The organism is uncultured Roseibium sp. (assembly GCF_947494555.1).
Lineage (GTDB): Bacteria > Pseudomonadota > Alphaproteobacteria > Rhizobiales > Stappiaceae > Roseibium.
Genome location: NZ_CANLVF010000001.1, coordinates 719,858 through 743,277, shown reverse-complemented (window position 1 = coordinate 743,277; position 23,420 = coordinate 719,858). Strand labels below are relative to the sequence as shown.

Annotated in this window: 22 protein-coding genes; 6 read left to right on the top strand and 16 right to left on the bottom strand. The window is 58.0% G+C overall.

Annotated features, from left to right (window positions below; translation table 11 throughout):
• Positions 1-2: 2 nt before the first annotated feature.
• The 5 genes from hisD to Q0915_RS03290 form a co-directional block, all read right to left on the bottom strand.
• Positions 3-1,316: a histidinol dehydrogenase gene (gene hisD / locus Q0915_RS03310; protein WP_299473219.1), complete on the bottom strand. Its 1,314-nt coding sequence runs from the start codon at positions 1,314-1,316 to the stop codon at positions 3-5.
• 7 nt (positions 1,317-1,323) lie between these two features.
• Entirely contained in the window at positions 1,324-2,655 is a 1,332-nt protein-coding gene (locus Q0915_RS03305; RefSeq protein ID WP_299473217.1) for a TRAP transporter large permease, read from the bottom strand.
• An 11-nt stretch (positions 2,656-2,666) separates the two neighbouring features.
• Entirely contained in the window at positions 2,667-3,182 is a 516-nt protein-coding gene (locus Q0915_RS03300) for a TRAP transporter small permease (RefSeq protein WP_299473215.1), read from the bottom strand.
• Positions 3,183-3,295: 113 nt separating this feature from the next.
• Positions 3,296-4,438 carry a TRAP transporter substrate-binding protein gene (locus Q0915_RS03295; RefSeq protein WP_299473213.1) on the bottom strand — a complete coding sequence of 381 codons (1,143 nt, stop codon included), beginning with the start codon at positions 4,436-4,438 and terminating at the stop codon, positions 3,296-3,298.
• A 30-nt stretch (positions 4,439-4,468) separates the two neighbouring features.
• Positions 4,469-4,648 carry a hypothetical protein gene (locus Q0915_RS03290; RefSeq protein ID WP_299473211.1) on the bottom strand — a complete coding sequence of 60 codons (180 nt, stop codon included), beginning with the start codon at positions 4,646-4,648 and terminating at the stop codon, positions 4,469-4,471.
• Between the two features lie 154 nt (positions 4,649-4,802).
• Here Q0915_RS03290 and Q0915_RS03285 point away from each other — a divergent pair, with 154 nt between their 5' ends.
• Positions 4,803-5,858: a LacI family DNA-binding transcriptional regulator gene (locus Q0915_RS03285; protein ID WP_299473209.1), complete on the top strand. Its 1,056-nt coding sequence runs from the start codon at positions 4,803-4,805 to the stop codon at positions 5,856-5,858.
• 64 nt (positions 5,859-5,922) lie between these two features.
• Here Q0915_RS03285 and Q0915_RS03280 read toward each other — a convergent pair whose 3' ends face one another.
• From Q0915_RS03280 to Q0915_RS03260, 5 genes are all read right to left on the bottom strand, one after another.
• Positions 5,923-6,744: a citryl-CoA lyase gene (locus tag Q0915_RS03280; protein WP_299473206.1), complete on the bottom strand. Its 822-nt coding sequence runs from the start codon at positions 6,742-6,744 to the stop codon at positions 5,923-5,925.
• Positions 6,741-7,934 carry a CoA transferase gene (locus Q0915_RS03275; RefSeq protein ID WP_299473203.1) on the bottom strand — a complete coding sequence of 398 codons (1,194 nt, stop codon included), beginning with the start codon at positions 7,932-7,934 and terminating at the stop codon, positions 6,741-6,743. The genes Q0915_RS03280 and Q0915_RS03275 overlap by 4 nt, the downstream gene beginning before the upstream one ends.
• 26 nt (positions 7,935-7,960) lie before the next feature.
• Positions 7,961-9,484, bottom strand: coding sequence for a tripartite tricarboxylate transporter permease (locus Q0915_RS03270; RefSeq protein ID WP_299473201.1), 1,524 nt, complete (start codon positions 9,482-9,484; stop codon positions 7,961-7,963).
• Between the two features lies 1 nt (position 9,485).
• A complete protein-coding gene (locus Q0915_RS03265) occupies positions 9,486-9,977 on the bottom strand; it encodes a tripartite tricarboxylate transporter TctB family protein (protein WP_299473199.1) in 492 nt (163 codons plus the stop codon).
• Positions 9,978-10,064: 87 nt separating this feature from the next.
• Entirely contained in the window at positions 10,065-11,045 is a 981-nt protein-coding gene (locus Q0915_RS03260) for a tripartite tricarboxylate transporter substrate-binding protein (RefSeq protein ID WP_299473197.1), read from the bottom strand.
• A gap of 115 nt (positions 11,046-11,160) precedes the next feature.
• Here Q0915_RS03260 and Q0915_RS03255 point away from each other — a divergent pair, with 115 nt between their 5' ends.
• The 3 genes from Q0915_RS03255 to Q0915_RS03245 are packed head-to-tail and all read left to right on the top strand — an operon-like array spanning position 11,161 to position 14,218.
• Positions 11,161-11,826: a response regulator transcription factor gene (locus Q0915_RS03255; protein ID WP_299473195.1), complete on the top strand. Its 666-nt coding sequence runs from the start codon at positions 11,161-11,163 to the stop codon at positions 11,824-11,826.
• Between the two features lie 38 nt (positions 11,827-11,864).
• Complete coding sequence (locus Q0915_RS03250; RefSeq protein WP_299473193.1) at positions 11,865-13,208, top strand: sensor histidine kinase; 1,344 nt, start codon at positions 11,865-11,867, stop codon at positions 13,206-13,208.
• Positions 13,178-14,218 (top strand): ABC transporter substrate-binding protein, encoded by a 1,041-nt coding sequence (locus tag Q0915_RS03245; protein ID WP_299473191.1) that lies wholly within the window; start codon positions 13,178-13,180, stop codon positions 14,216-14,218. Before Q0915_RS03250 ends, Q0915_RS03245 begins: the two co-directional genes overlap by 31 nt.
• 269 nt (positions 14,219-14,487) lie before the next feature.
• Here Q0915_RS03245 and rraA read toward each other — a convergent pair whose 3' ends face one another.
• From rraA to acnA, 3 genes are read right to left on the bottom strand one after another with little or no spacing between them, the layout of a single operon-like run.
• On the bottom strand, positions 14,488-14,988 hold the full coding sequence (rraA, locus tag Q0915_RS03240) for a ribonuclease E activity regulator RraA (RefSeq protein ID WP_299473189.1): 501 nt from the start codon (positions 14,986-14,988) through the stop codon (positions 14,488-14,490).
• A complete protein-coding gene (locus Q0915_RS03235) occupies positions 14,985-16,139 on the bottom strand; it encodes a PrpF domain-containing protein (RefSeq protein ID WP_299473187.1) in 1,155 nt (384 codons plus the stop codon). The genes rraA and Q0915_RS03235 overlap by 4 nt, the downstream gene beginning before the upstream one ends.
• Positions 16,139-18,718 (bottom strand): aconitate hydratase AcnA, encoded by a 2,580-nt coding sequence (gene acnA / locus Q0915_RS03230; RefSeq protein WP_299473185.1) that lies wholly within the window; start codon positions 18,716-18,718, stop codon positions 16,139-16,141. Before acnA ends, Q0915_RS03235 begins: the two co-directional genes overlap by 1 nt.
• An 88-nt stretch (positions 18,719-18,806) precedes the next feature.
• Between acnA and Q0915_RS03225 the strand changes: the two genes are divergently transcribed.
• Together Q0915_RS03225 and Q0915_RS03220 are read left to right on the top strand one after the other, a co-directional pair.
• Positions 18,807-19,481 carry an IclR family transcriptional regulator gene (locus Q0915_RS03225; RefSeq protein ID WP_299473183.1) on the top strand — a complete coding sequence of 225 codons (675 nt, stop codon included), beginning with the start codon at positions 18,807-18,809 and terminating at the stop codon, positions 19,479-19,481.
• Positions 19,482-19,582: 101 nt separating this feature from the next.
• Complete coding sequence (locus Q0915_RS03220) at positions 19,583-20,458, top strand: isocitrate lyase/phosphoenolpyruvate mutase family protein (protein ID WP_299473181.1); 876 nt, start codon at positions 19,583-19,585, stop codon at positions 20,456-20,458.
• A gap of 73 nt (positions 20,459-20,531) precedes the next feature.
• On the opposite strand, the gene Q0915_RS03215 is transcribed toward Q0915_RS03220, so the two are convergent.
• Genes Q0915_RS03215 through Q0915_RS03205 form a run of 3 tightly spaced genes read right to left on the bottom strand, consistent with a single transcriptional unit; the run spans position 20,532 to position 23,347 of the window.
• Positions 20,532-21,311, bottom strand: coding sequence for an IclR family transcriptional regulator (locus Q0915_RS03215; protein WP_299473179.1), 780 nt, complete (start codon positions 21,309-21,311; stop codon positions 20,532-20,534).
• A gap of 9 nt (positions 21,312-21,320) precedes the next feature.
• On the bottom strand, positions 21,321-22,679 hold the full coding sequence (locus Q0915_RS03210) for a TRAP transporter large permease (RefSeq protein WP_299473177.1): 1,359 nt from the start codon (positions 22,677-22,679) through the stop codon (positions 21,321-21,323).
• On the bottom strand, positions 22,679-23,347 hold the full coding sequence (locus Q0915_RS03205; RefSeq protein WP_299473175.1) for a TRAP transporter small permease subunit: 669 nt from the start codon (positions 23,345-23,347) through the stop codon (positions 22,679-22,681). The genes Q0915_RS03210 and Q0915_RS03205 overlap by 1 nt, the downstream gene beginning before the upstream one ends.
• Positions 23,348-23,420 lie beyond the last annotated feature (73 nt).

Sequence of the window (23,420 nt, the reverse complement as noted above, 5' to 3'; positions counted from 1 at the left end):
CATCAAGCCTCTGTATCCGCGGTCAGATCGAAGTTTTCGCCCGGGAAATACTTCTTGAGCCGGATATCGGCCGTTCTGGCATGACCTTCCATCCCTTCAAGCCTTGAAATCCGAGCTGTTGCTTCGGCAACCGGTTTCGCGCCATCGCGTGTCGCCCGCTGCCATGTGACGATTTTCATGTATTTGTGGACCGACAGGCCGCCGGTGTAACTGGCCGCACCCGAGGTCGGCAGCACATGGTTTGTCCCCGACGCCTTGTCCCCGAAAGCCACCGTTGTTTCCTCGCCAAGAAAAAGGGACCCGTAGCAGGAAAGCCGGTTCAGCCACCAGTCGAGATCCTGTGCCTGAACGGTCAGGTGCTCTGGTGCATAGCTGTCTGATGTTGCGGCCATCTCTTCGCGAGTGCCGCACAAGATGACCTCCGCATAGTCCCGCCATGCAGCCGTCGCGTTGTCGCGGTTGACCTCTGGTAGATCTGCAATCAGCTCGGGAACCAGGCCCATGACCTTTTCGGCCAAGGGCTTCGAATCCGTAACAAGCCAGACCGGTGAATTGTAACCGTGCTCTGCCTGACCGACGAGATCAGCCGCAACGACGGCCGCGTCGGCAGTACCGTCAGCCAGGATCAGGCTGTCCGTCGGGCCGGCGATCATGTCGATACCAACACGGCCGAACAGGATGCGTTTGGCTTCTGCAACAAACTGATTGCCCGGTCCGACGAGGATATTGGCGCGCGGCAGTCCGAACAGGCCGAAAGTCATTGCGGCCACACCCTGAACACCGCCCATGGCCAGGATTTTGTCCGCGCCGCAAACCTTTGCAGCGTGAATGATGGCAGGATTGATACCGACGCCCGGGCGCGGCGGAGAACACGCAATGATGTTCTTGCACCCGGCAACCTTTGCGGTCGTGACGGTCATGATCGCGCTGGCAATGTGGGAATACCGTCCTCCGGGGATATAACATCCCGCAGTTTCGACCGGGATGCTCTTTTGCCCCGCGATCAACCCCGGAATGACCTCAACTTCAATGTCCTGACAGGTCTGCTTTTGAGCCTCCGCGAAACGTTTGACATTGGCGTGTGCAAACGCGATGTCCCGCTTGAGCTTTTCGGGCACAGCCGCAGAAGCAGCCTCAATCGCAGCCTCGTCCAGAAGGGTGTCCCCGTCATACTTGTCGAATTTGGCTGCGTATTCGAGAGCAGCCGCGTCCCCACCGGCTTCGATCGTATCCAGGATATCCTGCACGATTTTCGTCGTCTCGGACGCGTCGGTCTTCGAGGTTCGAACCGCTTTTTTCAGATACTCAACAGTCATGTCGGGCCTACTTGTAAATGTCTGGAAGCAGCGTGGTGGAGATTGCCGGAACGTAGGCAATCAACAGTGTCACGAGCAGCATGAAGAACACAAAGGGTACGGCACGCGCGGCAATCTTCAATATTGACTCCCCGGTCAGACCGGACACGACGAAAAGGTTCAGGCCGAGCGGTGGAGTAATAAATCCGACACCAAGTGCAGTGATCATCATGATACAGAACTGGATTTCGTTCATGCCGATATTATCGGCAAGCGGCTTTAGGATCGGAGCCAGGATCACGATGTTCGGTGTTGTCTCCATGACGCAACCCGCTGCGATGAGGATCAGGATCATCATCAGGATCAGGATCGCCGGTTCGTTGGTCAGCGAAGTCAGCGCATAGACGAAGCCTTGTGGCACGCCGAGAATTGCAAGCGCCTGGGCAAGCGGCAGCGAAAAGGCGATGATCGGTACAATCACGCCATTCACCTTTGCTGAACTCACGAGCATTGCCGGGAAATCCGAGAGCTTCAGGGTTCCGAGCAGAAAGCCCATGCCAATCGTGATCATCACCGCCACGGCTCCGGCCTCGGTGGGTGTCAGGCGTCCGGAGAAGATCCCGTAGAAAATGACGCCCGGCACGATGAAGGCGTACCAACCGGACTTGAGCGCCTTGCCGAGGTTTGCCGCCCATTCGCCGAAGGTCATGAGCCCGCCACCCTCGTAGGTGTAGATCCGGTTCATGACGATATTGGTCACGAGAATCGAAACAAGGATCGCAATGCCGGGGATGAGCGCGGCAAGAAACAGCGTCGATGCCGAAATCCCCAGCACGAGCCCGATAATGATGTAGGCGATCGAAGGCGGGATCAGGATGCCGGTACAGGCGCCTGCGGCAACAAGGGCGCAGGCGTACGGACGCGGATAACCGCTTTCGACAAGCCTTTCGATCGTCATACGCCCGACAGCTGCCGCACCGGCAGCATCGGAGCCGGAAATCGCGGAAAACATGCCGCAGACAAGAACGGTGGCGGAACCGAAGCCGCCTTTCGCCCAGCATGTCAGGGCTTCTGCAACATCAAGAAACTTGCGGCTAAGACCTGTGCGAACGAGAACGTCGCCGGTCAGGATGAAGAGCGGGACCGCTGTCAGCGCAAAGTGATCGATGCCGTGAAAGAGGCTTTCACCGACAAGCGACAACGGCAGGGCGCCGGAGATCATCAACATTGCAATTGCAGCGGCACCGATGGCGGCCCAGACCGGGACCGCGAGCGCCACGAGAAGGACGAAAATCAGAACCGGACCGTAAAAATCCCAGCCAAGTTCGACGGTCTGCTGCTGAAGTTGGTTCCAAAGCATTGTCGCCTCCCTCAGTCGAACAGTTTGTCGCCTTCGTAGACGGGACGTCCGTCACGAAAGTCGCGCAGATCGCGTACGAAGGACTGGGCCAGGCGGAAGAGGACCAGGGCGAAACCGAATGGAACGGCAGACAGGAACCAGACTTGCGAGATTCTGAGACCGTGCGTGACGGATCCGAACTTGGCCGAGACCAACACTGTTTCCAACGACCAGTAAAAGGCGATGACCGCAACGAAGGCCATGACGAGGTCGCCGAAAATGTAGAGCACGGCTTTCACCCGCGGTCCGACATACTGCATGATCACATCGATGCGGATGTGACCGCGTTCCTTCACCGCTGCGGCGGCGCCGATCCAGGCGAGATAGATGAAGGAATAGCGAACGATTTCCTCGCCCCAGATGGAGGAATACGCGAAGACCTCGCGCCGGACCACTTCAACAAACATGGTCAGGACAAGCATGACGTAGAAGACCAGGAGAAGCCAGCGTTCGCCGTTTCGGTCCAAGACTTTGATGACATTCGACATGGGCACTCCTCTGCCGTTCCCGTCAGACAGGTGTCTGACGCGGCGGTCGCGCGTATGGATGCAAGGATGGTATCCGGCCGGCACCATTCAGCGCCGGCCGGCCGGAACGGTTCTTACGCGTCGTGGACGTAGTAGCGGCCCATTGTATTGGCAGCGTCTTCGAGACGTCCGAAGGCGTCCATTGAGCCGGCCAGTTCAACCTTGAACTTGTCCCATTCCTCACGCTGGTATCCGCCGGCATCTTTCCATTCAGCCAGCTGATCGTCGGTCAGAGAGTGGAACTCGACACCGGACTTCACCAGCTCCGACATGGCATAGGCCCGGGCAGCCGGAACCTTGGCAAGGTTTTGCTGCGCCGTGATTTCACCGGCAAATTCAATGCCTTCCTGTACGTCTGCAGGCAGCGAGTTAAACCATTCCAGGTTCATCGAATAGACCTGGCTGTCGGGAACGGCCTGAGTAAACGTGACATTGCTCAGGATATCCTTGAAGCCGAAGACGTAAAGAGCGCCAACGGACGGATCGAGTGCATCCGCCACACCCTGCTTGATTGCTGAAGGCGTCTCGCCCCAGGCGACTGGCGTCGGATTTGCGCCCACCATGCGGTAGTACTGCTGCAGCATGGCGGACCCGGGAACGCGGAACTTGACACCGGACAGATCTCCCGGCGTGATCACCTTGTTGCCGCCTTTGCGCACCGCAACCACACGCGGATCGATCACGACGTAAAAGAGAGCCTTGAAGCCGGACGCTTCCACTTTCGGATGCACTTCCTTCTTCCATGCTTCCGACGTCACAAGGTTGGTGAAGCGCTGGTTGGAACCGCAGAAATACGGCATGTTGATCAGGTCGACAGCGGATGCAAACGGAGCAAAATTCGAAAGCGAATGCTGGGCTGCCTGAATGGTACCGCCCTGAACTGCCTGCGCCAGTGCGCCGCCTGCACCAAGCTGTCCGCCCGGTGCAAGTTTGACATACACCTTGCCGTTCGTGGCATTTTGAATGTTTTCTTTCAGGTCAAGCTGCATGATCGGATAGCTGCGCGATGCGCCGAGCACATACGCGGTCGCAAGCGTCATGATGTGGTCGGCAGCCTGTTCGCGGGAACGCTCTTCCTGTGCGGTTTGCGCGACGGCTTCGTCCGACCACAAAACACCGGCAGCGCCTGCGACAACTGCAGCGGTAAAGCCGCCGGCACTGGCAAGCTTCAAAAAATTACGGCGCTCGCGCGAAGCGAGGTCTTCGGTCTTCTTCATGATTTCCTCCCAAAATCCCAAAAGGTCCAGTTAGTCGCCGGTTCGCTTTTTTGCTTCTCTCTTCAGGACTGATGCGGTGAACGCAATGGATACGGCAAGCAGCAAAAGCATCTCGCCGACGTTGCCCAGCAACGGCGTTCCACCCATTGAACCGATCGAAACATTGATCACAAAAGCGGCAAACAAAACGGCCGCAAGAGCCAAAAGCATGATCACCTCCCAACGATCGATTATCCCGGCCAGTAAAAATGTAAGCGCTTACATTTTTCATTGCAAGCAGAAAAACTGTTCTCCGGAAAGGAAAATGGCTTTAATGCATTTCCATGCCTTGACTCGAGCCTCGGAAAATTACCCGATTGGATTAATGGAAGAATTCACAAGTTCAACGCTGGGAGAAATTCCGACGCTTGCCGACGTGGCGGCTGCAGCGGGCGTGTCGACCGCAACGGTTTCCAGGTGTCTCAATACCCCCGACAGGGTCACGAAGAAGACGCTGAATATCGTGATGGAGACTGTCGATCGCCTCGGATATTCACCCAATTACAGCGCACGCGCCCTTGCTGCCGGACGCACGAACACAATCGGCGCGATCATTCCGACAATGGAAAACGCCATTTTCGCGCGCGGCATACAGGCCTTTCAGGAAGAACTTCAGGAAAACGGCTGCACCTTGCTGGTCGCCAGCTCATCTTACCGCCAGGATCTGGAAGAAGAGCAGATCAAGACACTAACGGTGCGCGGTGCGGATGCATTGCTGCTGATTGGGTATCAGCGTGACCCAAAGATTTATGAATATCTTGAAAAACGCAAGATTCCGGCGGTCCTGACATGGGCCTCCGATCCCGCTGAGAAACATCTTTCAGTCGGCTTCAACAACAGACGCGCAATGCGCTCACTGGCCGAACTGGTACTCAAAAACGGACACACCAAAATCGGATGCATTACCGCGGACACCATTGCGAATGACCGCGCCCGGGATCGTGTACATGGCATTCGCGACGCAATGGAAGCAGCAGGGCTGGACCCTTCTGATCTGATCGTTCAGGAAACACAATATTCGATCAACAAGGGCGACGTAGCCTTTCGCAGCCTGATGTCCCGTGAGGACCGGCCGACCGCCGTCATGTGCGGCAACGACGTTCTTGCGGTCGGTGCAGTTAGGGCAGCATCGGCACTGAACATGAGCATCCCGGACGATGTATCCATCACCGGTTTTGACGATATTGAACTGGCGAGCGTTGCAAACGTCCCGCTCACCACGGTTCACGTTCCGCATCGGCGAATGGGCCAATTTGCGGCGCAGGCCCTGATGAGCGCAATCAACGGCAAAACGCCACAAAGCGTAGAGTTGCCGACAACGATATGCCGCAGAAACACGCTTGGTCCGGCCCCGAAAGCGAGCAAACGCAATAGAAGTTGAGCTACCGCGACGGGCAAACAGCGGATCGCACCTAGCTCACGCAATCGCATTTTGAAATATGCCGCTATCGCTTGTCTTCTATTGGATTGGGCCCGGTGTAAGTCCAACGATAAGACGGCGGTGTTGGCCCCTTGTTGCGCCCGCCCTGCTGCATCTGTTCCCAGGCATGCGCGATCACGCCGACTGATCTGGAAAGGCAGAACAGACCCCGCGCCAATGGACCGGCAAACCCGAGTTCGGCGTAAATGACAGCCGTTGCGCCGTCGATGTTCATCGGGACCGGCTTCCCCTTGCGGGTATTGAGGACATGCTGGACGGCACGGCCTATCTTTGCAAACCGTCCGCTCACCGTGCCTGCCAGGGCCGCCTCATCGACAAGTCCCAGCAGCCGGGGAGCGCGCGGATCCTCCGGCTTGTGAAACCGATGGCCAAATCCCGGCACAAAGGCAGTGCGGGTCTTCTGCCAGCGGTCGATCATCTGTGCAGCGGCTTCTTCATTTTCGACGCCATTGCTGACGGCCTCGCCGATCCATCCATAAAGTTCGACAGCCTGTTCTCCCGCGCCTCCGTGGACATCATCCAGCATATTGACGGCAGACGCCATGGCGCCGTTGAGGCCGAGCCCGCAGGTCACCGCCATGCGCGCGGCTGCAATGGAGGGGGCCTGGGGGCCATGGTCAACCGCCGCAACAAGGGCACATTCCAAAAGCGTTGCCTGCTCCTGTGACGGCAATTCACCGCGCGTCATCAGCCAGATCATCTGAGGAAATGAAACAGAACCGATCAAGTCCTCAATGGCCTGCCCACGGAAGCGGATCTGACCGGGCGCCATGTCGATAATCTCGGTCGACCACCAATCCGATACATCAGTCTTTTCGCCGCTCATAACGCACCGCCGTTCCGCAATTCGTTCAGCTCCTGCTCGCTAACGCCGAGATCGGTCCAGATCTCGTCATTGTGCTCGCCAAGAAGGGGTGGCGGACTGTCGACGCTAGGCGCATTCCCGTCCAGTTTGATCCCGGTCGTTGTGACGGAAATGTCCCGGCCGACGCCTGGAACCTCCTGGTAGGTTTTCAAAAAGCCACGATCGGCAACCTGCGGCATATCCAGCACTTCCGGCACCGTCAACACGGCGCCGGAAGGCACGCCGAGGCGGTTGAGTTCCTTGGCCCAATCCCGGGCCGGACGGGTCTTCAACACGGTTTCGAGCTCCGCTTTAAGCGCCAAACGATTCTGTTTCCGGTCTTCGCGCGTTGCGTATTCCGGACGCTCGCGCAAGGCGCTCAAGCCCAGATGATCCGTCAGCAGGACCCACTGCTCATCCTTGTTGGCCGCGATATTGAGCAGGCCTTTGGCCGCTTCAAAAGCGCCAGAGGGTGCCGAAGTGACATTTTCGTTGCCGTTGGCGGCTGGTTCAACACCGGCGTTGAGGTAGTTCGATACCACCCAACCCATCGTGGCAAGAACCGATTCCAGCATGGAGACATCGATGAAGCTGCCTCTTGGCGAGGCATTGAGCGCGGATGCGACGGCGAACGCCGCCGTTATGCCTCCAACGGTATCGGCCACCGGATAGCCGACCCTCAAGGGAGCGCTGTCACTGTCGCCGGTGATCGACATGACCCCCGATGCTCCCTGGATAATCTGGTCGTAGGCAGGCCTGTGCACCCAGGGGCCGTCCTGTCCGAAGCCCGAGATCGCGCAATAGATCAACTCCGGGTGCTCGTTCTTGAGCGCATCATAGCCAACACCAAGCCGGTCCATGACACCGGGCCGGAAGTTCTCCACCAGCACGTCTGCCGTCTTCACGAGCTTGAAAAAAAGCTCTTTGCCCTTGGGATGCTTGAGATTGACCGTGACGGATTTCTTGCCGGCATTTTGCGCAAGAAAAGAAACGCCCATACCTTTCTCGTTGAGCTCCGCGTCAGCGCCGAGCTTACGGGCAAGATCGCCGCGGCCTGCCGCCTCGACCTTGATCACTTCCGCGCCAAGATGCGCGAGGTGATGACAGCAAAAGGGGCCAGCGAGAACATTCGTCAGGTCGAGGACCCGGATACCTGCAAGCGGTTTTGACACCTCACTCGCCCCTTTTGATTTCCGTCTTAGTCGCCGTCAGCGACACCTTCAGCGCGAAGCCGTGCGCGGCGCGCCCGATAGCCCGGCAACACCACCAGAACAACCGCAAGGATCAACAATCCGAGCGTCATCGGACGCTCCCAAACGAAACCGACGCCGTCGTAAAGCTGCATAGCCCGGGAAAAGTTGTTCTCAAGCAGCGGTCCGAGAATGAACCCGATGAGGAGCGGTGCAAGCGGGTAGTCTGCAAACCGGAACAGTGTTGCGCACACTCCGAAACCGACAAGGAGCAGAAGCTCTGTCGCATTGTTCTGCCCGATATAGGCACCCATCAGCGTGAAGAACAAAATGAAGGGAATCAGGTAGTTACGCGGAACAGCCAATACTTTTGCGATATAGGGGATGAGTGGCAGGTTCAGGACCAGCAGCACCAGGTTTCCAAGATACATGGAAATGATCACTGCCCAGAAGATCTGCGGCTCATCGACCATGAGGCGCGGCCCCGGGCTGACATTGAGAGCAATCAGCGCCCCGAGCAGAATGGCGGTGGTCCCTGATCCCGGGATGCCGAGCGTCAGGAGCGGCACAAACGATCCTGTGCAAGCAGCATTATTTGCACTTTCCGGCGCAGCGATCCCTTTAACGGAACCTTTGCCGAATTCATCCTGCTCTTCTTTCGAGGCAATGTTGCGCTCCACAGCATAGCCGAGAAACGAAGCGATGGTCGCGCCCGCTCCGGGCAGGACGCCGATGAAGAAGCCCTGGAGCGACTGACGGCCGATTACGGGCGTAATACTGCGCGCCTCCTCCTTGGTGATGCGCAAATTCTTGATCTTGCCGCTGTCGCTTCCGTCCCCGGTCTTGGATCGGTTCGGGTCGAGGACGAGGAAAATCGCTTCGGGAAGTGCGAACATCGCCATGGCGAGCGTGATGAAGCCAAAGCCGGATTGAAGATCCATTATCCCCATCGTGAAGCGGGGTGCGTTGAAGAGCACGCCCTCCCCGACGGTTGCCATCATCAGCCCGAGGAATGTCATCAGTAGCGCCTTGCCGACCTGCCCTGTTCCGGCAAATGCGGCGATGGCGGACAGTCCGACGACCATCAGTGCAAAATACTCCGAGGAGTGAAACAGGAGGGCGACCGATGCCAGCGCAGGCGCGAACACCATTAGAAGGATCGCGCCGATTGTCCCGCCTGCGAAGGACGAGATGGCAGCGACTGTCAGAGCCTTTCCGGCCTGGCCTTTGCGCGCCAGCGGATACCCGTCGAACGAGGTGGCCACCGTCGAGGCAACGCCTGGCGCATTGATCAGGATGGACGACGTCGAGCCACCGAATACGGCACCGTAGTAGACCCCCGCCAGCAGGATAAGCGCAGCTGACGGATCGCCGATCGTGATCGCAACCGGGATCATGATCGCAATGATAGACATTGGGCCGAGACCAGGCAGCATGCCGATAAAGGTACCGATCAGGCAGCCACCGACCACCATCATGATATTGGTAAAGGTGAAGGCCGTTGCGAGGCCGGTCAAAAGTCCTTCAAGCATCTCAGCCTCCCGTCAAGAACAATGGGAACGGACTTAGGAAGATCCCAAGCACCACATCCACCAGATACCAGACCGTGCCTGCAGCAATTGCCGCGACAATGATCATTATGCCGTAGCGGCGCTCGCCGAGGATATAGCTACCAACGGTCAGAAACAGAAAGGTCGAGGCAAGGAAACCGAGCGGCCGCAGTAGAAGCGCGTAAGCAACCATCAAACCGAGGAGCAGGATCGCCTGGCCGACCTTGTATTCGCGCAGCCGAGACAGATTGATGTCCGCGGCGTCTTTTTTCTCTGGAGACTTCTCAAGACCGAGCACGATGCTCAAGGACAACAAGATACTTCCGATCACCAGAACCTTCGGAAAGCTCGATGGCCAGATTGGACTGCGTTTCATGATCGGCGGCAGAAGCGCGTCCATGGTGAAATAGGCTGCATAGCCATAGGCCAGACAGATCAGCAGGATGACTAGGGCCAGCCAGCGGTCGAGCGCCATCGTTCCCCCCCAAGGATATTATGATTGTTTGATGCGTCCGGGACATCCCGGACGCATCTGTGCTCTTAACTTCAGAGCAGAGTTGGCTTAAAGGAAGCCGAGTTGCTTCATCAGATCGCCGATAGTCTGCTCCTGCTCCTCCAGGAAGGAGCGGAAATCGTCGCCCGGATTGTGAATGTTCACCCAGCCGTTGCGCGCACGGACTTCTTCCCACTCGGAAGTGTCGTACATCTGAGCGATTGCGGCCTGATAGGCAGTAAGCTTGTCCGCCGGAAGGCCCGGTGCGGCAAAGAAACCACGCCAGTTGACGAACGTCGTGTCGTTGCCCTGCTCCACCATCGTCGGTGCATCTGCATAAGCGTCCACGCGCTCCGGAGCGGTCACACCGATGATGCGGACTTCACCGGCCTTCGCCAGCTCAACGGCTTCGGAGAAGCCGGTGGAAACTGCCTGGACTTCGCCGGACAGCAGACCGGCCATGGTCTTGCCGCCACCGTCATACGGCACGTATTTCATGGCAACAGGATCAGCACCAGCCGCCTGGAAGACCATTGCTGCAACAAGGTGATCCATGCCGCCCGGCACGGAGCCGCCGCCGATAGCCGTACCGGCCGGATCAGCGTTAAAGGCATCGATCAGGTCCTTGAGGTCCTTGATGTCGCCGTTGGCCGGAACAACGAGTGCGGCATAGTCGCCGATCGTTCCGGCAACGAGGGTCAGGTCACGGAAATTCTGCGGAAACACACCGGTCAGTGAACGGATGACGATCGGGGTCGAGTTGACCATGAGCGTACCGTGGTTGCTGTCCGCGTTTTCGATCAGGTAACCGATGGCCTTACCGCCACCGCCGCCGGACATGTTCTCATAGGAAGCCGAACCGACAAGACCGGATTTGGTCAGGGCTTCGCCTGTTCCACGGGCCGTTCCGTCCCAGCCACCGCCTGCGCCGCCCGGGATCAGAAAGTGGATGCTGTCTACAACTTCATCTGCGAAGGATGGCGTTGCGAATGAAAGAGAAGCGGCAGCCGCCGCCAGCACGACCCGGCGGGTCATCTTCATAAGTGTCATATTGTCCTCCCTGACACGCCGGGGCTTCACGAGCCCCTTGCAAACGACAAAAGTATTGGGAAAGCTGACAGGAACCTGTCATGACACCAAAAACATTGGCTAACGGCTGTAAAACATGCGCTTCCTGCTGATAGAGGACAATGAGAAACTGGCAAAGGCCATTGTAGAGCGGATGGGGCTGGATGGGCACGTGGTCGATCACGCACCTGATCTCGAAACGGCAGGGGATTGTCTGGCAAGCACGGGATACGAGCTCATTCTTCTTGATATCATGCTGCCGGACGGTGATGGGCGCACCTTTCTGGAACGGCACAGGACCGGCGACAATGATACGCCGGTAATTGTCCTGACAGCACGCTCCGAGGTCTCTGACCGGGTGCGCATGCTTGACCTCGGCGCCGACGACTACATCACCAAACCGTTCGATTTCTCGGAACTTGAAGCCCGGTGCCGAGCCGTACTCAGGCGCCGTCAGGGTGCAGCACGCAACCAGAAGACATTCGAGGATGTTGTTTTCGATCCGCTTGCTGGAACGGTCGCAGTCGCCGGAAACGTATCTGACCTCAGAAACCGGGAACTACGGCTTCTGGAAGTCTTCTTTTCAGCGCCAGACATGATCTTTTCCAAGTCTCACCTGGTCGATCGCCTTTTTTCCTATGACGAGGACGTCTCGGAAAACGCGATCGAAGTCTATGTCGGCCGCGTGCGGAAAAAACTGCAGGGTGGACGCGTCAAGATTGAGACCGTGCGCGGCGTCGGCTACCGGATGACCGCCCTATGACCGCAGTCCGCGCACGTGGGTCACTGCGAAGAAGGCTTTTGCTCCAGCTCCTTCTGGTGGCGGCCATTTTGTCGGTTGCACTCTATTTCACCGTGAGGGCGCTGGCACAACAGGCAGCGGAAACGACCCAGGACAACATTTTGATCGCCTCCGCGACCGCTATCTCGGAAGCGGCCCGCGCCGAACGCGGCCAGATCCTTGTCGATGTCCCCTATTCGGCGCTCTCGATGCTTGGCTCCATCGCGGAAGAGCGCGTCTTTTACCGTGTAACGGCCGATGACCTGACGGTTACCGGCTACGATGATTTGCCCGCACCGGACGCCGCGATCGAGACCGGCAACCCGGTGTTCACGACCACGATCTACAGAGCTGACGAAGTGCGCATTGCAGCCCTGCCGAGGCGGCTGACTGTTGGCGACGAGACCGTGATCCTCACCGTGCTGGTCGCCCAGACGCGCCTTGGGCTTGCGGCGGTGTCTCTGCAGATCTCCATTGCGGCCGCGGCGGCCGGTGTTGGGTTCTTCCTGTTGTCCGGTGCACTGAGCTGGTTTGCCACCAACAATGCCATGCGTCCGCTCAATCGGCTTGCAAAATCCGTGGAAAGACGGGGACCTCAGGATCTCAGTCCGGTAGAGACCTCGGCGCCGACGGAGCTCGTTCCGTTGCTGCAATCGCTCAACACATTCATGGGACGGCTCAGTGCATCGCTCGCACGAACCGAAGACTTCATCGCCGAAGCCGCACATCACGTGCGTACGCCGCTCGCAACGGTCAGAACCCAGTCGGAAATCGCCATGCGCAGTGTGCGCAAGCCGGAAAACAAGCAGATCCTGCGCGAAGTGATCCGGGCCGCGGACGAAAGTTCGCGCTCTGCGGGACAGCTGCTTGATCATGCCATGGTCGCGCTCCGTTCGGACAACCTGGAAAAGGAACGGCTCAACATGAAGGATCTCGCACAGGATGTGATCCGGTCCATCAGTCCGACCGCTGATCTGAAGGACATCAGGATCAGCTGTTCAGGATCGGACACGACGAGCGCTGTCGAGGGAGACCCGATCCTGCTGCAGAATGCACTGCGCAACCTGTTGGACAACGCCGTCAAGTACTCGCCGGAAGACAGCCGGATCAAAGTGGAGATCTCGGAGGCCGCCTCCACCGTGCGAGTGGATGTGCTTGACGAAGGCAGAGGGCTTGGCGACGGTGACCGCAGTCACCTGACCGAGCGTTTCGGACGCGGTGACAATGTTCGCGATGTCATCGGGTCGGGCCTTGGGTTGACCATCGTGGACGAGGTCGTGCGTGCCCATGGCGGGTCGCTGGCCCTCACAGACAATCCGGAGAGTAAAGGCACATGCGCGTCCATTACACTGCCCTCGGCCTGATTTTCTGCGTTCTATTGCTCCTGGCTCCGGCCAATGGTTTCGAAGCAGAAGAAGAGCGCCAGTTCGAGGTGGACAACCCGACGGCAACGTTGAACATCCTGTCGACGGCGGACCTCAATATATTTGCACCGCTTGTCGAAGCTTATCAGCAGAAATATCCAGGCGTTGAAGTTCGTTACATCACCGCATCCAGTAGCGAGCTGATGAAAGCGCTCTATGAAGAAAATGCGCAATTCGACATCGCGATCTCCTCGGCCATGGATCTGCAGACAAAACTCGTCAACGACGGCTATGCGCGCCGACATGATTCAGCAGAAACAGGGACGCTGCCGGATTGGGCGAAATGGCGCGACCGTCTGTTCGCCTTCACCCAGGAACCGGCAGTTCTGGTCTATTCGAAAGCAGCCTTTGAAGGCCTTCCCCAACCAACCAATCGAGACGAACTCATCGCGCTACTGCGCGAAAACCCCGATCGCTTCGCCGGGCGCGTCGGGACGTATGACATCCGCGAAAGTGGCGCCGGGTATCTTTTTGCGACGCAGGACTCACGCCAATCGGAATCTCTTTGGCGCATGGCCGAAGTCATGGGCAGGCTCGACGCGCAACTATATTGCTGCTCCAGCCATATGATCCGCGACGTGACAGACGGCAAGCTGGCGCTGGCCTATAATGTGCTAGGAAGCTACGCGGCAGCGCATCTGGACGACAATCCGGATCTCGATGTCCTGCAGTTCAACGACTTCACCACAGTGATGCTGCGCACAGTGCTGATCCCGAATACAGCCCGTGACCCGGACCTTGCCGGACAATTTGTTGATTTCCTGGTGTCTGAGGAAAACCGCGAGCGTATCGAAGACCTGACCGGGCTGCCTTCGATCGATCCGGGTGTCCTGCAAAGAGAAGCTGCCTTTCGTCCGATCCGTTTGGGTCCGGGACTGCTGGTCTATCTCGACCAGCTCAAGCGACGGACATTCATCCGCGCGTGGCTGAACGCAATGGTGCAGCCGTAAGCCTTAGGTCATACCCTCATAAAATAGGCTGCGATGGCGCGGCAAACGGCGATGAGCTGCAAGGAAAGGCGCGAAAAGCGGGCTTTTTGCCCGGTTGAGCGCTTTGACGCAGCAGATCGAAGCCGTTTTTGCGTCCCTTCGGGATAAGGTGATTTTGCACGGCTACTTCGTTGCGAAACTTTGGAAACCGGGCGGTTACCCGCAGTTTCGCGCATCGTATCCGACCAAAATCATCCATACCATCGCAGTCTATTTTATGAGGGCATGACCTAAAGCGAGAGCGCTTCGTCAGAGACCAAAACCCCGTCCTCATCGCAGTAGATGTATTTACCGGGTTCGAAGAAAACGCCTCCGAACGCAAGTGGGACATCGATTGCCCCCGTTCCGGCTTTTGCCGATCGTACCGGGCTGGTGCCGAGCGCCTTGACGCCAATGTCGAGCCCGGCAAGGAGCCGGCTGTCCCTGACAGCGCCATTGACAACGATCCCAGCCCATCCATTTGCAATCAGCCGTTCGGCCATGCGGTCGCCAAGAAGGGCTGTCCTCAAAGACCCACCGCCGTCCAGGACAACGACGGAGCCATTTCCTTGCTCGGAAAACAGCGTCTCCTGAACGAGCTTTGTGTCTTCAACCATCACCGCCGTCCGGATTGTTCCGGAAAACGCACGTTTGGCGCCGTAGTCGCGGAAAGGAAGCTTTACGAGACGTACGCTGCCGGGATGAGCATCGTTCAGGTCGCAGGTCGAAAAAGCCGCTGTGACATCGCTCAAGACACATCCTCCAGGAATTCCGAAGGATAGAGGACCGCCCCTTCCATGATCCGCCGCTGCGTGCGGAAAGTGCCGGCGGTCACCGCTTCGGGACCATCTGCGCCCTGTTCGACGTTTGCCGTAACCTTGAGGACGCCGGACGGTGTCCCGATGCGAAGGTCGCGCCCGTCGATCTGCGCCTTTTGCTGAACCAGTGAACCGGAAACCTGCGCTGCAACAGCCGTGCACATTCCACCGGTCAGCGTAATGGCGCGATGAAAATTCCCCATGGAGACGAGACGCACATTGAGATCATGCGTTTCCGCTTGATGCGTTTCCCCATCCAGCGACGTGAATGCATGAGCAGAGCCGAGAATCGCAACCTTGGGATTGGAGCGCTTCACCGCATCGTGCGACGCCGCCATGCCCATGGCGACTGCACCGGCAGAGCGCACCGCCTCGATCTGCCTCAACAACTCATTGTCGGCGTCCAGATCTCCAGGCGACTCTGTCGCCGACTTCCCGAAATCCGCTGCACGGACATAGACAACCGGATTGGCTGCGTCGATCAGAGAAGCCGGAACCGTCCCGATACCTTCAACCGTCAGCTCGTCCACCGCCCGGCCGGTCGGCAGAAGCTTTCCGGTGGCCGCACCGCCCGGCGTGAGGAATTCCAGAACAACTGGAGCGCCCGTTCCCGAAACGCCTGGGATCGAGACGTCCCCCGTCTCAACCGCCCGTCCGTTTTCCACCGGAAATCGCGCGAGGTAGATCCGGTCCGTGTTCGTGTCATAAATCCGAACCAGAGCTTCGTTCTGTCCGGTTTCCAACTCGACCATCCCCTCATCAACCGCAAAAGGGCCGACGCAACTCGCCATGTTTCCGCAAGCTGATCCATAGTCGGCCAAGGGTTCATCGACGGCGATCTGGACGAATGTGTAGTCGACATCGGCGTCCGATCTTTGTGACGGCTTTACGATCACGACTTTTGAAAGCGATGAAAGACCACCTCCCATCCCGTTCAATTGCCGACCATATGCGTCCGGACTGCCCAGAACATGCAGGAAGATCCGGTCACGCAAGTCCTGCCCGTCCGGCAGGTCATCGCCGTTAAACACCACCGCCTTGGAAGTTCCGCCCCGGTAAAAGGCTGCACGTAACCGGTTTTGCATCAGGCAGCTCCTGCGAGAAATTTCCGGAATGCGCGCGGCAACAAGCCGCCCGCAGCGAATGTCGCGCGTTCACCATCGTTATAGAGGCGAAGATCCAGCTGCGTCATGTCGTAGCTGCCACCCTTTCGATGCACAGTCAGCATCGCGCCCGTTAGGTCCTCGTCAAGATCGATGTCGAATGTCTCGCTGCCGTCAAGACGCAGCGTATTGCGCGTGACCCCCTTGGGAAAACACAAAGGCGCTATTCCCATATTCACGAGATTGGAGCGGTGAATGCGTTCAAAGCTCTCGGCAATAACGGCACGCACTCCGGCAAGCCACGGTGCCTTCGCGGCTGTGTCCCTTGAGGACCCGCAGCCATATTCCTTGCCACCGATCACAACGAGTTTCTGGTCCCTGTCGAGATAGGTCTCGATCGCCTTGTAGACGCTGGTGACCTCTCCTTCCGGCTCTATGCGCGTCCAGGAACCTTCCTTGCCCGGTGTCATTTCATTGCGCAGCCGGTAATTGGCGTAGGTGGAACGCACGACAATATCCGAACACCCGCGCCGCGTTCCAAAGGAGTTGAAGTCCCTGGGTTCAACGCCCAGCTTTTGAAGATACTGACCGGCTTCGGATTCAGGCGTGATGATACCGGATGGTGAAATATGATCCGTCGTGACGCTGTCTCCCAGAATGACCAGCGGCCGGAGGCCCTTGAGCGGCGCGGCCTTTGCTGCCTCCTTGCGAATTGTGCGCACGAAGGGCGGGAACGACACGTAACTGGACGGCACCCATTCATACGTTCCCGCGTCGGCCTCCATGTCGTTCCAATGCGTATTCACATCATTGATAGCCGCATAGTTTTTGCTGAATTCATCCGGCGTCACGAATGTCTTGACGATCTCCGTTACTTCCTCGGCGTTTGGCCAGAGATCCGTCAGCATCACCGGGCGGCCTTCCTGGTCCGTCCCCAGCGGTTCGCTCGTTATGTCCTTCAGGATTGTGCCCATCAGCGCATAGGCGACCACCAGTGGCGGCGAGGCAATCATGTTACGCGAGGCAAGCGGATGGATCCGGCCGGCAAAATTGCGGTTTCCGGACAGGACTGCGATGCCTTTGACATCGTTTTCCTTGATCGCGGCTTCGTGTGCCGGATCAAGCGGACCGGACATGCCGTTGCAGGTCGAGCAGGAAAACGCCGCGACTTCAAAGCCGAGCGCATCCAGGGATGTTTGCAGTCCACTTTGTTCCAGATAAGCGGCAACCACTCTCGAACCCGGAGCAAGAGACGTTTTGACATGCGCCGGCACCTGCAACCCCTTCGCCACCGCATTTCGCGCCATCAGACCGGCCGTCACCATGTTGCGCGGGTTTGCCGTGTTCGTGCAGCTCGTAATCGCTGCGATAATCACATCGCCATCGCCGATATCATGGGCAGCACCTTCGACAGGAACCCTGCGCGTGGTTTCTCCTTTGAGTTTCAGTTTCTCGGTTGCGTCCGACAGATCGATGCGCTGCTCGGGGCGCGCAGGCCCGGAAACCGACCGGCCGATCTGACTGAGATTGAGCTCGACGACCTCGTCATAAACGATGCCCTTATCGACACCATCCACCCATAGGTCCTGGGACTTGCAGAACGCTTCGCTCCGCTCTGCCGCCTCATTCCGGCCCGTGTCCTTGAGATACCCGATCGTGCGTTCGTCAACCGGGCAAAACACCATCGTTGATCCGTATTCCGGCGCCATGTTCGCAATCGTTGCGCGATCGGCAACACTCAAGTTGCAGTAGCCGGACCCGAACAGCTCGACAAACGTATCGACAACGCCCAAGGCCCTCAGCCTTTCGGCGATGACGAGCGCAATATCCGTCGCCATGATCTCGTCGGACGGCGCACCGGTGACTTCCAGGCCGATGACACGCGGCACGTTGACTGGCGTCGTTTCACCGAACAGCACCGCTTCAGCTTCCAGTCCGCCCACGCCCCAGCCCATGATGCCGAGCGCATTGATCATCGGGGTATGACTGTCCGTTCCAAGACACGAATCCGGAATGAGAAGCGTGGGATCTTCAAGGGATGGCAAGACCGTTTGCCCGAGATATTCCAGATTGACCTGATGGCAAATGCCGCCGCCCGGGGGAATCACGCGCAGCCGTGGGAACCGGGTCTCACAGGCTTTCAGGAATGCAAAGCGCTCGCGATTGACCTCAAATTCGCGGTCCATGTTCTTCTGCAGCGCGAATTTGTCCGCCCAGTGATTGATCGACATGGAATGGTCGATCACAAGATCCACCGGCAGACTCATATCGACCGTCAGCGGGTCACCGCCCTGCTCTTCGAGAAGATTGCGCATCGCCATGATGTCAATCAGTGCCGGGATACCCAGCATGTCGTGCAAGAGCAGCCGGGCCGGACGGAATGGAACGGCATCGCCGTTTCGCGACAGAACGTCCCGAGCCGCTGCTACATTTTCAGAATGACGGGCCGCGTTTTCAGCCAACAGCCGCAGGGAATAAGGGAGACTGCGGTACCCGTCTCCCAGGATCGCGCGGTAATCCGCAGCGCGAAAGGATGTGTTAGCGATGGTTTGATAGCGCACTTTGCCTCTCCTCGGTTAAGCAAAGGCTAGACAGTCCAGGTGCTTTTCAGCAAGTTACATTCAGCGCGTTTCATCAGGTAGAACGACAATGGCAACCAACCGAACTGAATCCGTCGAGCGGGCGATGTCGATCCTGAATGCATTTTCAACCCAGAAGCCGACAATGTCGCTTGCAGAAATCGCCGAAGAAACCGGGCTTCACAAGAGCACCATCCTGCGGCTCACCAATTCCATGGCGATTTACGGCTTCATTCAGCGGGACGAAGACGGCAGGTTCAGCGTCGGTCCAAGCGTCTGGCGGTTGGGACTGATTTTCCGGCGGGATTTCACGAGGCGCGAGCATGTCGCCCCGTCCTTGAAAATCCTTGCAGAAGCAACAGGCGAAACAGCCTCGTTTTATGTGCGTGTCGGCAATGAACGTGTTTGTCTCTACAGGGAAAACTCCCCCAATTTGCTCCGCTTTCATGTCGAGGAAGGCATGCGCCTTCGTCTGTCGACCGGAGCATCCGGCCTGGTGCTGCGGCATTTTTCCGGCGAAGAAATCGATGACCTCAGCCAGTTCAACAAAAATGGCACGGTGAGCGCGGCTGGCCAGACCAACCCCAATATCTCCTCGATTTCGACACCTGTTTTTGATCAGAGCGGCGAGCTGGCGGGAGCGCTCACAGTCTCCGGCTTGGCGACACGATTCGACGAGGAGGCGCGTACCAACGCGATCCCTCTTTTGGAAAGCCTCGCGAAGAGCCTGACGGCGCATGAATGAGTTGATGTTTCGCCTGACAGAACGCTGATGCGTGATGCTTGCCAAAGAGGTGCCCGCGCTTTAGCCAAGGAGACAGATCTGGGTAACAGGAGAGCGCTGCCATGATGAATTATGAGATCAACAAAGCCTTTCGCGAGCGCCTAAATAAAGGCGGCGCTGTTCTTATGCCGGGCGCGGCGAATGCATTGGCTGCCCGGGTGATCGACGGCCTCGGATTTGAAGCCGTCTACATCTCGGGAGCCGGTCTCACCAACACTTATCTTGGCATGCCGGATCTCGGATTTGTTTCGCTGCCCGAAATAGCCCAACACACATCGACGATCCGGAACACGACCGAACTGCCCATATTGGTCGACGCGGATACAGGCTTCGGCAACGCTCTTAACGTTCACCACACCGTTCGCACGCTCGAACGCGCCGGCGCAAGCGCCATCCAGCTTGAAGATCAGGTCAATCCGAAGCGCTGCGGTCACTTTTCAGGAAAAGACGTTGTCGACCTCGCCGAGGCACGCAGCCGGATCAAGGCCGCTGCGGACGCCCGTCTCGATCAGAATTTCCTTATCGTAGCTCGAACCGATGCCTGTGCGACCCATGGATTTGATGCCGCAATCGAAAGGGCCGAGGCCTTCATCGAAGACGGTGCCGACATCACGTTCATCGAAGCACCGAAGAGCCTCGACGACATTCGCGATATTCCCAAACGGCTCTCCGGCACACCGCAGCTGATCAATCTGGTTGTCGGCGGCAAAACCCCGATCCTCGATTTTTCAGAGCTGGACGAGATGGGCTTCGGGCTGGTGCTTTACGCCAATGTGGCGCTGCAAGGCGCGCTCAAGGGAATGCACGATGCCTTGGCGGCTCTGAAGTCGGATGGCCGCATGGACGAAGGCGAACTTGTCGCGAGCTTTGAGGTGCGGCAGAACGCGGTTCACAAGGACTTTTACGACGCTCTTGAGAAGCGGTACACGGCGGACTAGCAACGTTTCTGCAGTTAGACCGGGCGCAGGGCTCCACACGTGGAATAGCACTCGAAATGCGCGAATTGGGCGGTCAGTCGAGGACGATCTGCTCCAGGCGGGCCGCTGCATCCTGCAACTTCGGCAGCTTGGCGATCAAGCTGTCAATGTCGTGACGCTGCTTTGGGGCGTGAATGGAGAGCGTTGTCATCAACCGTCCCCGGTCATCGCAGATAGCAACCGCCACCGCGGTCATGCCATCCATGAATTCCTCATTGTCGACCGAAAACCCCCGCGTTCTCGTTTCCGTAAGCTCCCGCTTGATTTCGGCCGGTTTGACGAGGGTCTGGTCGGTCCTGCGTTCCAGCTCGACCGATGTGAGCAATCTGTCGAGCATGGTGTTCGGCAGTGTCGAGAGGTACATCTTGCCGCTGGCGGTGCTGTGGAACGGCACCTGGGTTCCGATGGGAAGCTGAATGCGCAAGGGCCAGTGGGTTTCGACGCGATCCAGATAGACCATGCCATCACGGCTGGGCGCTGCAAGGTTGCAGGTTTCGCCGACATCCGACGCAAGATCCCGCATCACCCTCAGCCTTTCCGTTCGGATCCGCTGCGACGACAAGGTGTTGGTCGACAGCTTCCGCATGCGGCGCCCGGGACCAAAGGATCGGCCATCGAGACTGCGCTGCAGGAAGCCTTCGCTCTCAGCAGTATGCAGCAAACGGTGAACGGTCGGCTTCGGCAGTCCAAGCAGGTCGCAAAGGGCGGACGGCGCCACAGGCACCCCCGCCCTTGCAACTTCTTCCAGAATGACCAGCAAACGCAGGTTTGTCGGAATTTTCCCTGCTTCTTCTGTTTCGTGGTCTTCTGACATCTTCGGCTATCATCTGTTTGGCAGTAGCATCAACGCCAGTTCAGGTGTGAGCGATACGACGAGCCACACACTGATCAAGGCGAATAGGTATGGAACCGTATAGCGAAGTAGCCTGAAATAGGGAACTCCCGTTACACCTGACGCCACATAAAGATTGAGCCCGTATGGCGGCGTGATGAAGCCGATCGATGCTCCGACGAGGAAAATCACCGAAAAGTGGATCGGATCGACGCCGACAGATGCCGCAATCGGCGCAAGGATCGGAGCCAGGATTATCGTCACCGGAAGGCTTTCCAGAACCATCCCCGAGACGAAAACGATCACCATGGATGTGAACAGAACCGCATGGTACCCGCCCATTGACGTCACGAAGTCTCCAATGGTCTGCTGCGCGCCCAGCAGCGACAGGATCTGTTGCATCACCACCGAGATGGCGATGAGCGGAGCAAGAATGCCGGTAATCTGTGCTGACCGGATGACGATGGACGGAACTTCGGTGACCGTGAAACCCTGCACGACAAACATCTCGGCAAAGCTCTTTTCGGTTACCGGTCGATCACCATGTTTGCCCATGATCTTGTTCAACGGGTAACTCACGAACCCCGCGATCATGCAGAAGCCAACGGTAACACCAGCGGCTTCTGTCGGCGAAAACTTGCCGGTGTAGATGCCCCAGAGGACGAGACCGATAGCAAAGAACCCGAGCCAGGCACCGAATGCCGTTTTGAGTATCCGGTTGAGATTGAGTGGAATGAGATAGCCCCATCCGTTCATGCGGCAGATGATCCAGCAGGCAACCTGCATGCCGATCACCATCAGGGATCCTGGAATGATTCCGGCCACGAACAGGTCGGAGATCGGCAGGTTCATGAGGAAGCCGTACACGATGAAGATGATCGACGGCGGAATGATAATCCCGACCGTTCCCCCCGCTGCTGCCGTCGCAGCCGAGAACCGTTCATCGTATCCGCCCTTGACCATCTCCGGATGCAGCATGGAACCGATGGTGGCAGTCGTTGCCGAGTTGGATCCGGAGATCGCAGCAAAGAGGCCGCAGGCACCGAGCGATGCCATTGCAAGGCCGCCACGCAGCCACCCCAGAACCGCATAGGCAAAGTCTGATAATCGTCGGGCGATGCCGGACCGGTTGATCAAGTCACCAGTCAGAATGAAGAGCGGCATGGCCAAAAGCGCAAATCCCTTGTTGAACACGTTCAACAGTTCCGCGCCGAGATTGTCGAGCGTCAGTCCGAGCACGAAGGAGCAGCCAATCACCCAATAGGCGATCACCAGAAGCACTGGCACTCCAATCATGAAAAGGACCGTGACGCTGATGGAAATCAGGGTAACCCAGGTTGCATCGGTCATCAGGTGTCCTCCCCGATAACGGCCGGCTTGATCAGCGGCTGATTGGTGCGCCAGTTGCGAATGTCGTCTCCGAGGTTTTCAAAAACACGGGCCGTCAACATCACGAACGACAGGGGGGCGGTGATCAGGAACCACCACTGCATGACGTCATCCGTTCCAAGAACGATCTGGAAGTTGGACGCCGACAACGCTGTCAGCCTTGTCGTGGTCACCATGACGATCACGGCGAACGTGAACCAGAGGAACGCGTCGAGGAACAGGCACGCCATTTGCGCCCATCTCGGCATCACCATTCTGAATTCGGAAAAACTGAGATGCGTTCTGAGGCGAACGTTAAAGGCAGCGCCGAACCACGTCATGATCATGAACAGCAGCGGCGGGATCGTTGTGGACCAGGGTTGCTGGTTCGCAAACACGAAACGGTCGATAACGCCCCAGAAGATAATGAACGCGATGGCCAGATAGCTCCAGACCATGATGGTGCGTTCAAGATGCCGGTCGAGCAACGGAACCAACCGATATATAAGGAGAACCAGGAGCCCGCCTGCAGCAGTAACAAAAGCTCCGAGTACCCAGGCGGCCTCGGATTTCAAGGCGTTCCGGATTTCCCAACTGTCCTGTGATGCAAAAGCGCTCAGGATCGCACCAAGATCCGACCAGACTGCCATATGGCCCTCCCTTTTCCGCCGGTTTTCCCGATCTGAATACAACTAGGGCTGGCGCGATCTCGGCGCGCCAGCC

Excerpts from the sequence above, each read along its gene's own strand:
- hisD (WP_299473219.1), bottom strand. The coding sequence starts at position 1,316 with ATGACTGTTGAGTATCTGAAAAAAGCGGTTCGAACCTCGAAGACCGAC.
- Q0915_RS03305 (WP_299473217.1), bottom strand. The coding sequence starts at position 2,655 with ATGCTTTGGAACCAACTTCAGCAGCAGACCGTCGAACTTGGCTGGGAT.
- Q0915_RS03300 (WP_299473215.1), bottom strand. The coding sequence starts at position 3,182 with ATGTCGAATGTCATCAAAGTCTTGGACCGAAACGGCGAACGCTGGCTT.
- Q0915_RS03295 (WP_299473213.1), bottom strand. The coding sequence starts at position 4,438 with ATGAAGAAGACCGAAGACCTCGCTTCGCGCGAGCGCCGTAATTTTTTG.
- Q0915_RS03290 (WP_299473211.1), bottom strand. The coding sequence starts at position 4,648 with ATGCTTTTGGCTCTTGCGGCCGTTTTGTTTGCCGCTTTTGTGATCAAT.
- Q0915_RS03285 (WP_299473209.1), top strand. The coding sequence starts at position 4,803 with ATGGAAGAATTCACAAGTTCAACGCTGGGAGAAATTCCGACGCTTGCC.
- Q0915_RS03280 (WP_299473206.1), bottom strand. The coding sequence starts at position 6,744 with ATGAGCGGCGAAAAGACTGATGTATCGGATTGGTGGTCGACCGAGATT.
- Q0915_RS03270 (WP_299473201.1), bottom strand. The coding sequence starts at position 9,484 with ATGCTTGAAGGACTTTTGACCGGCCTCGCAACGGCCTTCACCTTTACC.
- Q0915_RS03265 (WP_299473199.1), bottom strand. The coding sequence starts at position 9,977 with ATGGCGCTCGACCGCTGGCTGGCCCTAGTCATCCTGCTGATCTGTCTG.
- Q0915_RS03260 (WP_299473197.1), bottom strand. The coding sequence starts at position 11,045 with ATGACACTTATGAAGATGACCCGCCGGGTCGTGCTGGCGGCGGCTGCC.
- Q0915_RS03255 (WP_299473195.1), top strand. The coding sequence starts at position 11,161 with ATGCGCTTCCTGCTGATAGAGGACAATGAGAAACTGGCAAAGGCCATT.
- Q0915_RS03245 (WP_299473191.1), top strand. The coding sequence starts at position 13,178 with ATGCGCGTCCATTACACTGCCCTCGGCCTGATTTTCTGCGTTCTATTG.
- Q0915_RS03235 (WP_299473187.1), bottom strand. The coding sequence starts at position 16,139 with ATGCAAAACCGGTTACGTGCAGCCTTTTACCGGGGCGGAACTTCCAAG.
- Q0915_RS03225 (WP_299473183.1), top strand. The coding sequence starts at position 18,807 with ATGGCAACCAACCGAACTGAATCCGTCGAGCGGGCGATGTCGATCCTG.
- Q0915_RS03220 (WP_299473181.1), top strand. The coding sequence starts at position 19,583 with ATGATGAATTATGAGATCAACAAAGCCTTTCGCGAGCGCCTAAATAAA.
- Q0915_RS03215 (WP_299473179.1), bottom strand. The coding sequence starts at position 21,311 with ATGTCAGAAGACCACGAAACAGAAGAAGCAGGGAAAATTCCGACAAAC.
- Q0915_RS03210 (WP_299473177.1), bottom strand. The coding sequence starts at position 22,679 with ATGACCGATGCAACCTGGGTTACCCTGATTTCCATCAGCGTCACGGTC.
- Q0915_RS03205 (WP_299473175.1), bottom strand. The coding sequence starts at position 23,347 with ATGGCAGTCTGGTCGGATCTTGGTGCGATCCTGAGCGCTTTTGCATCA.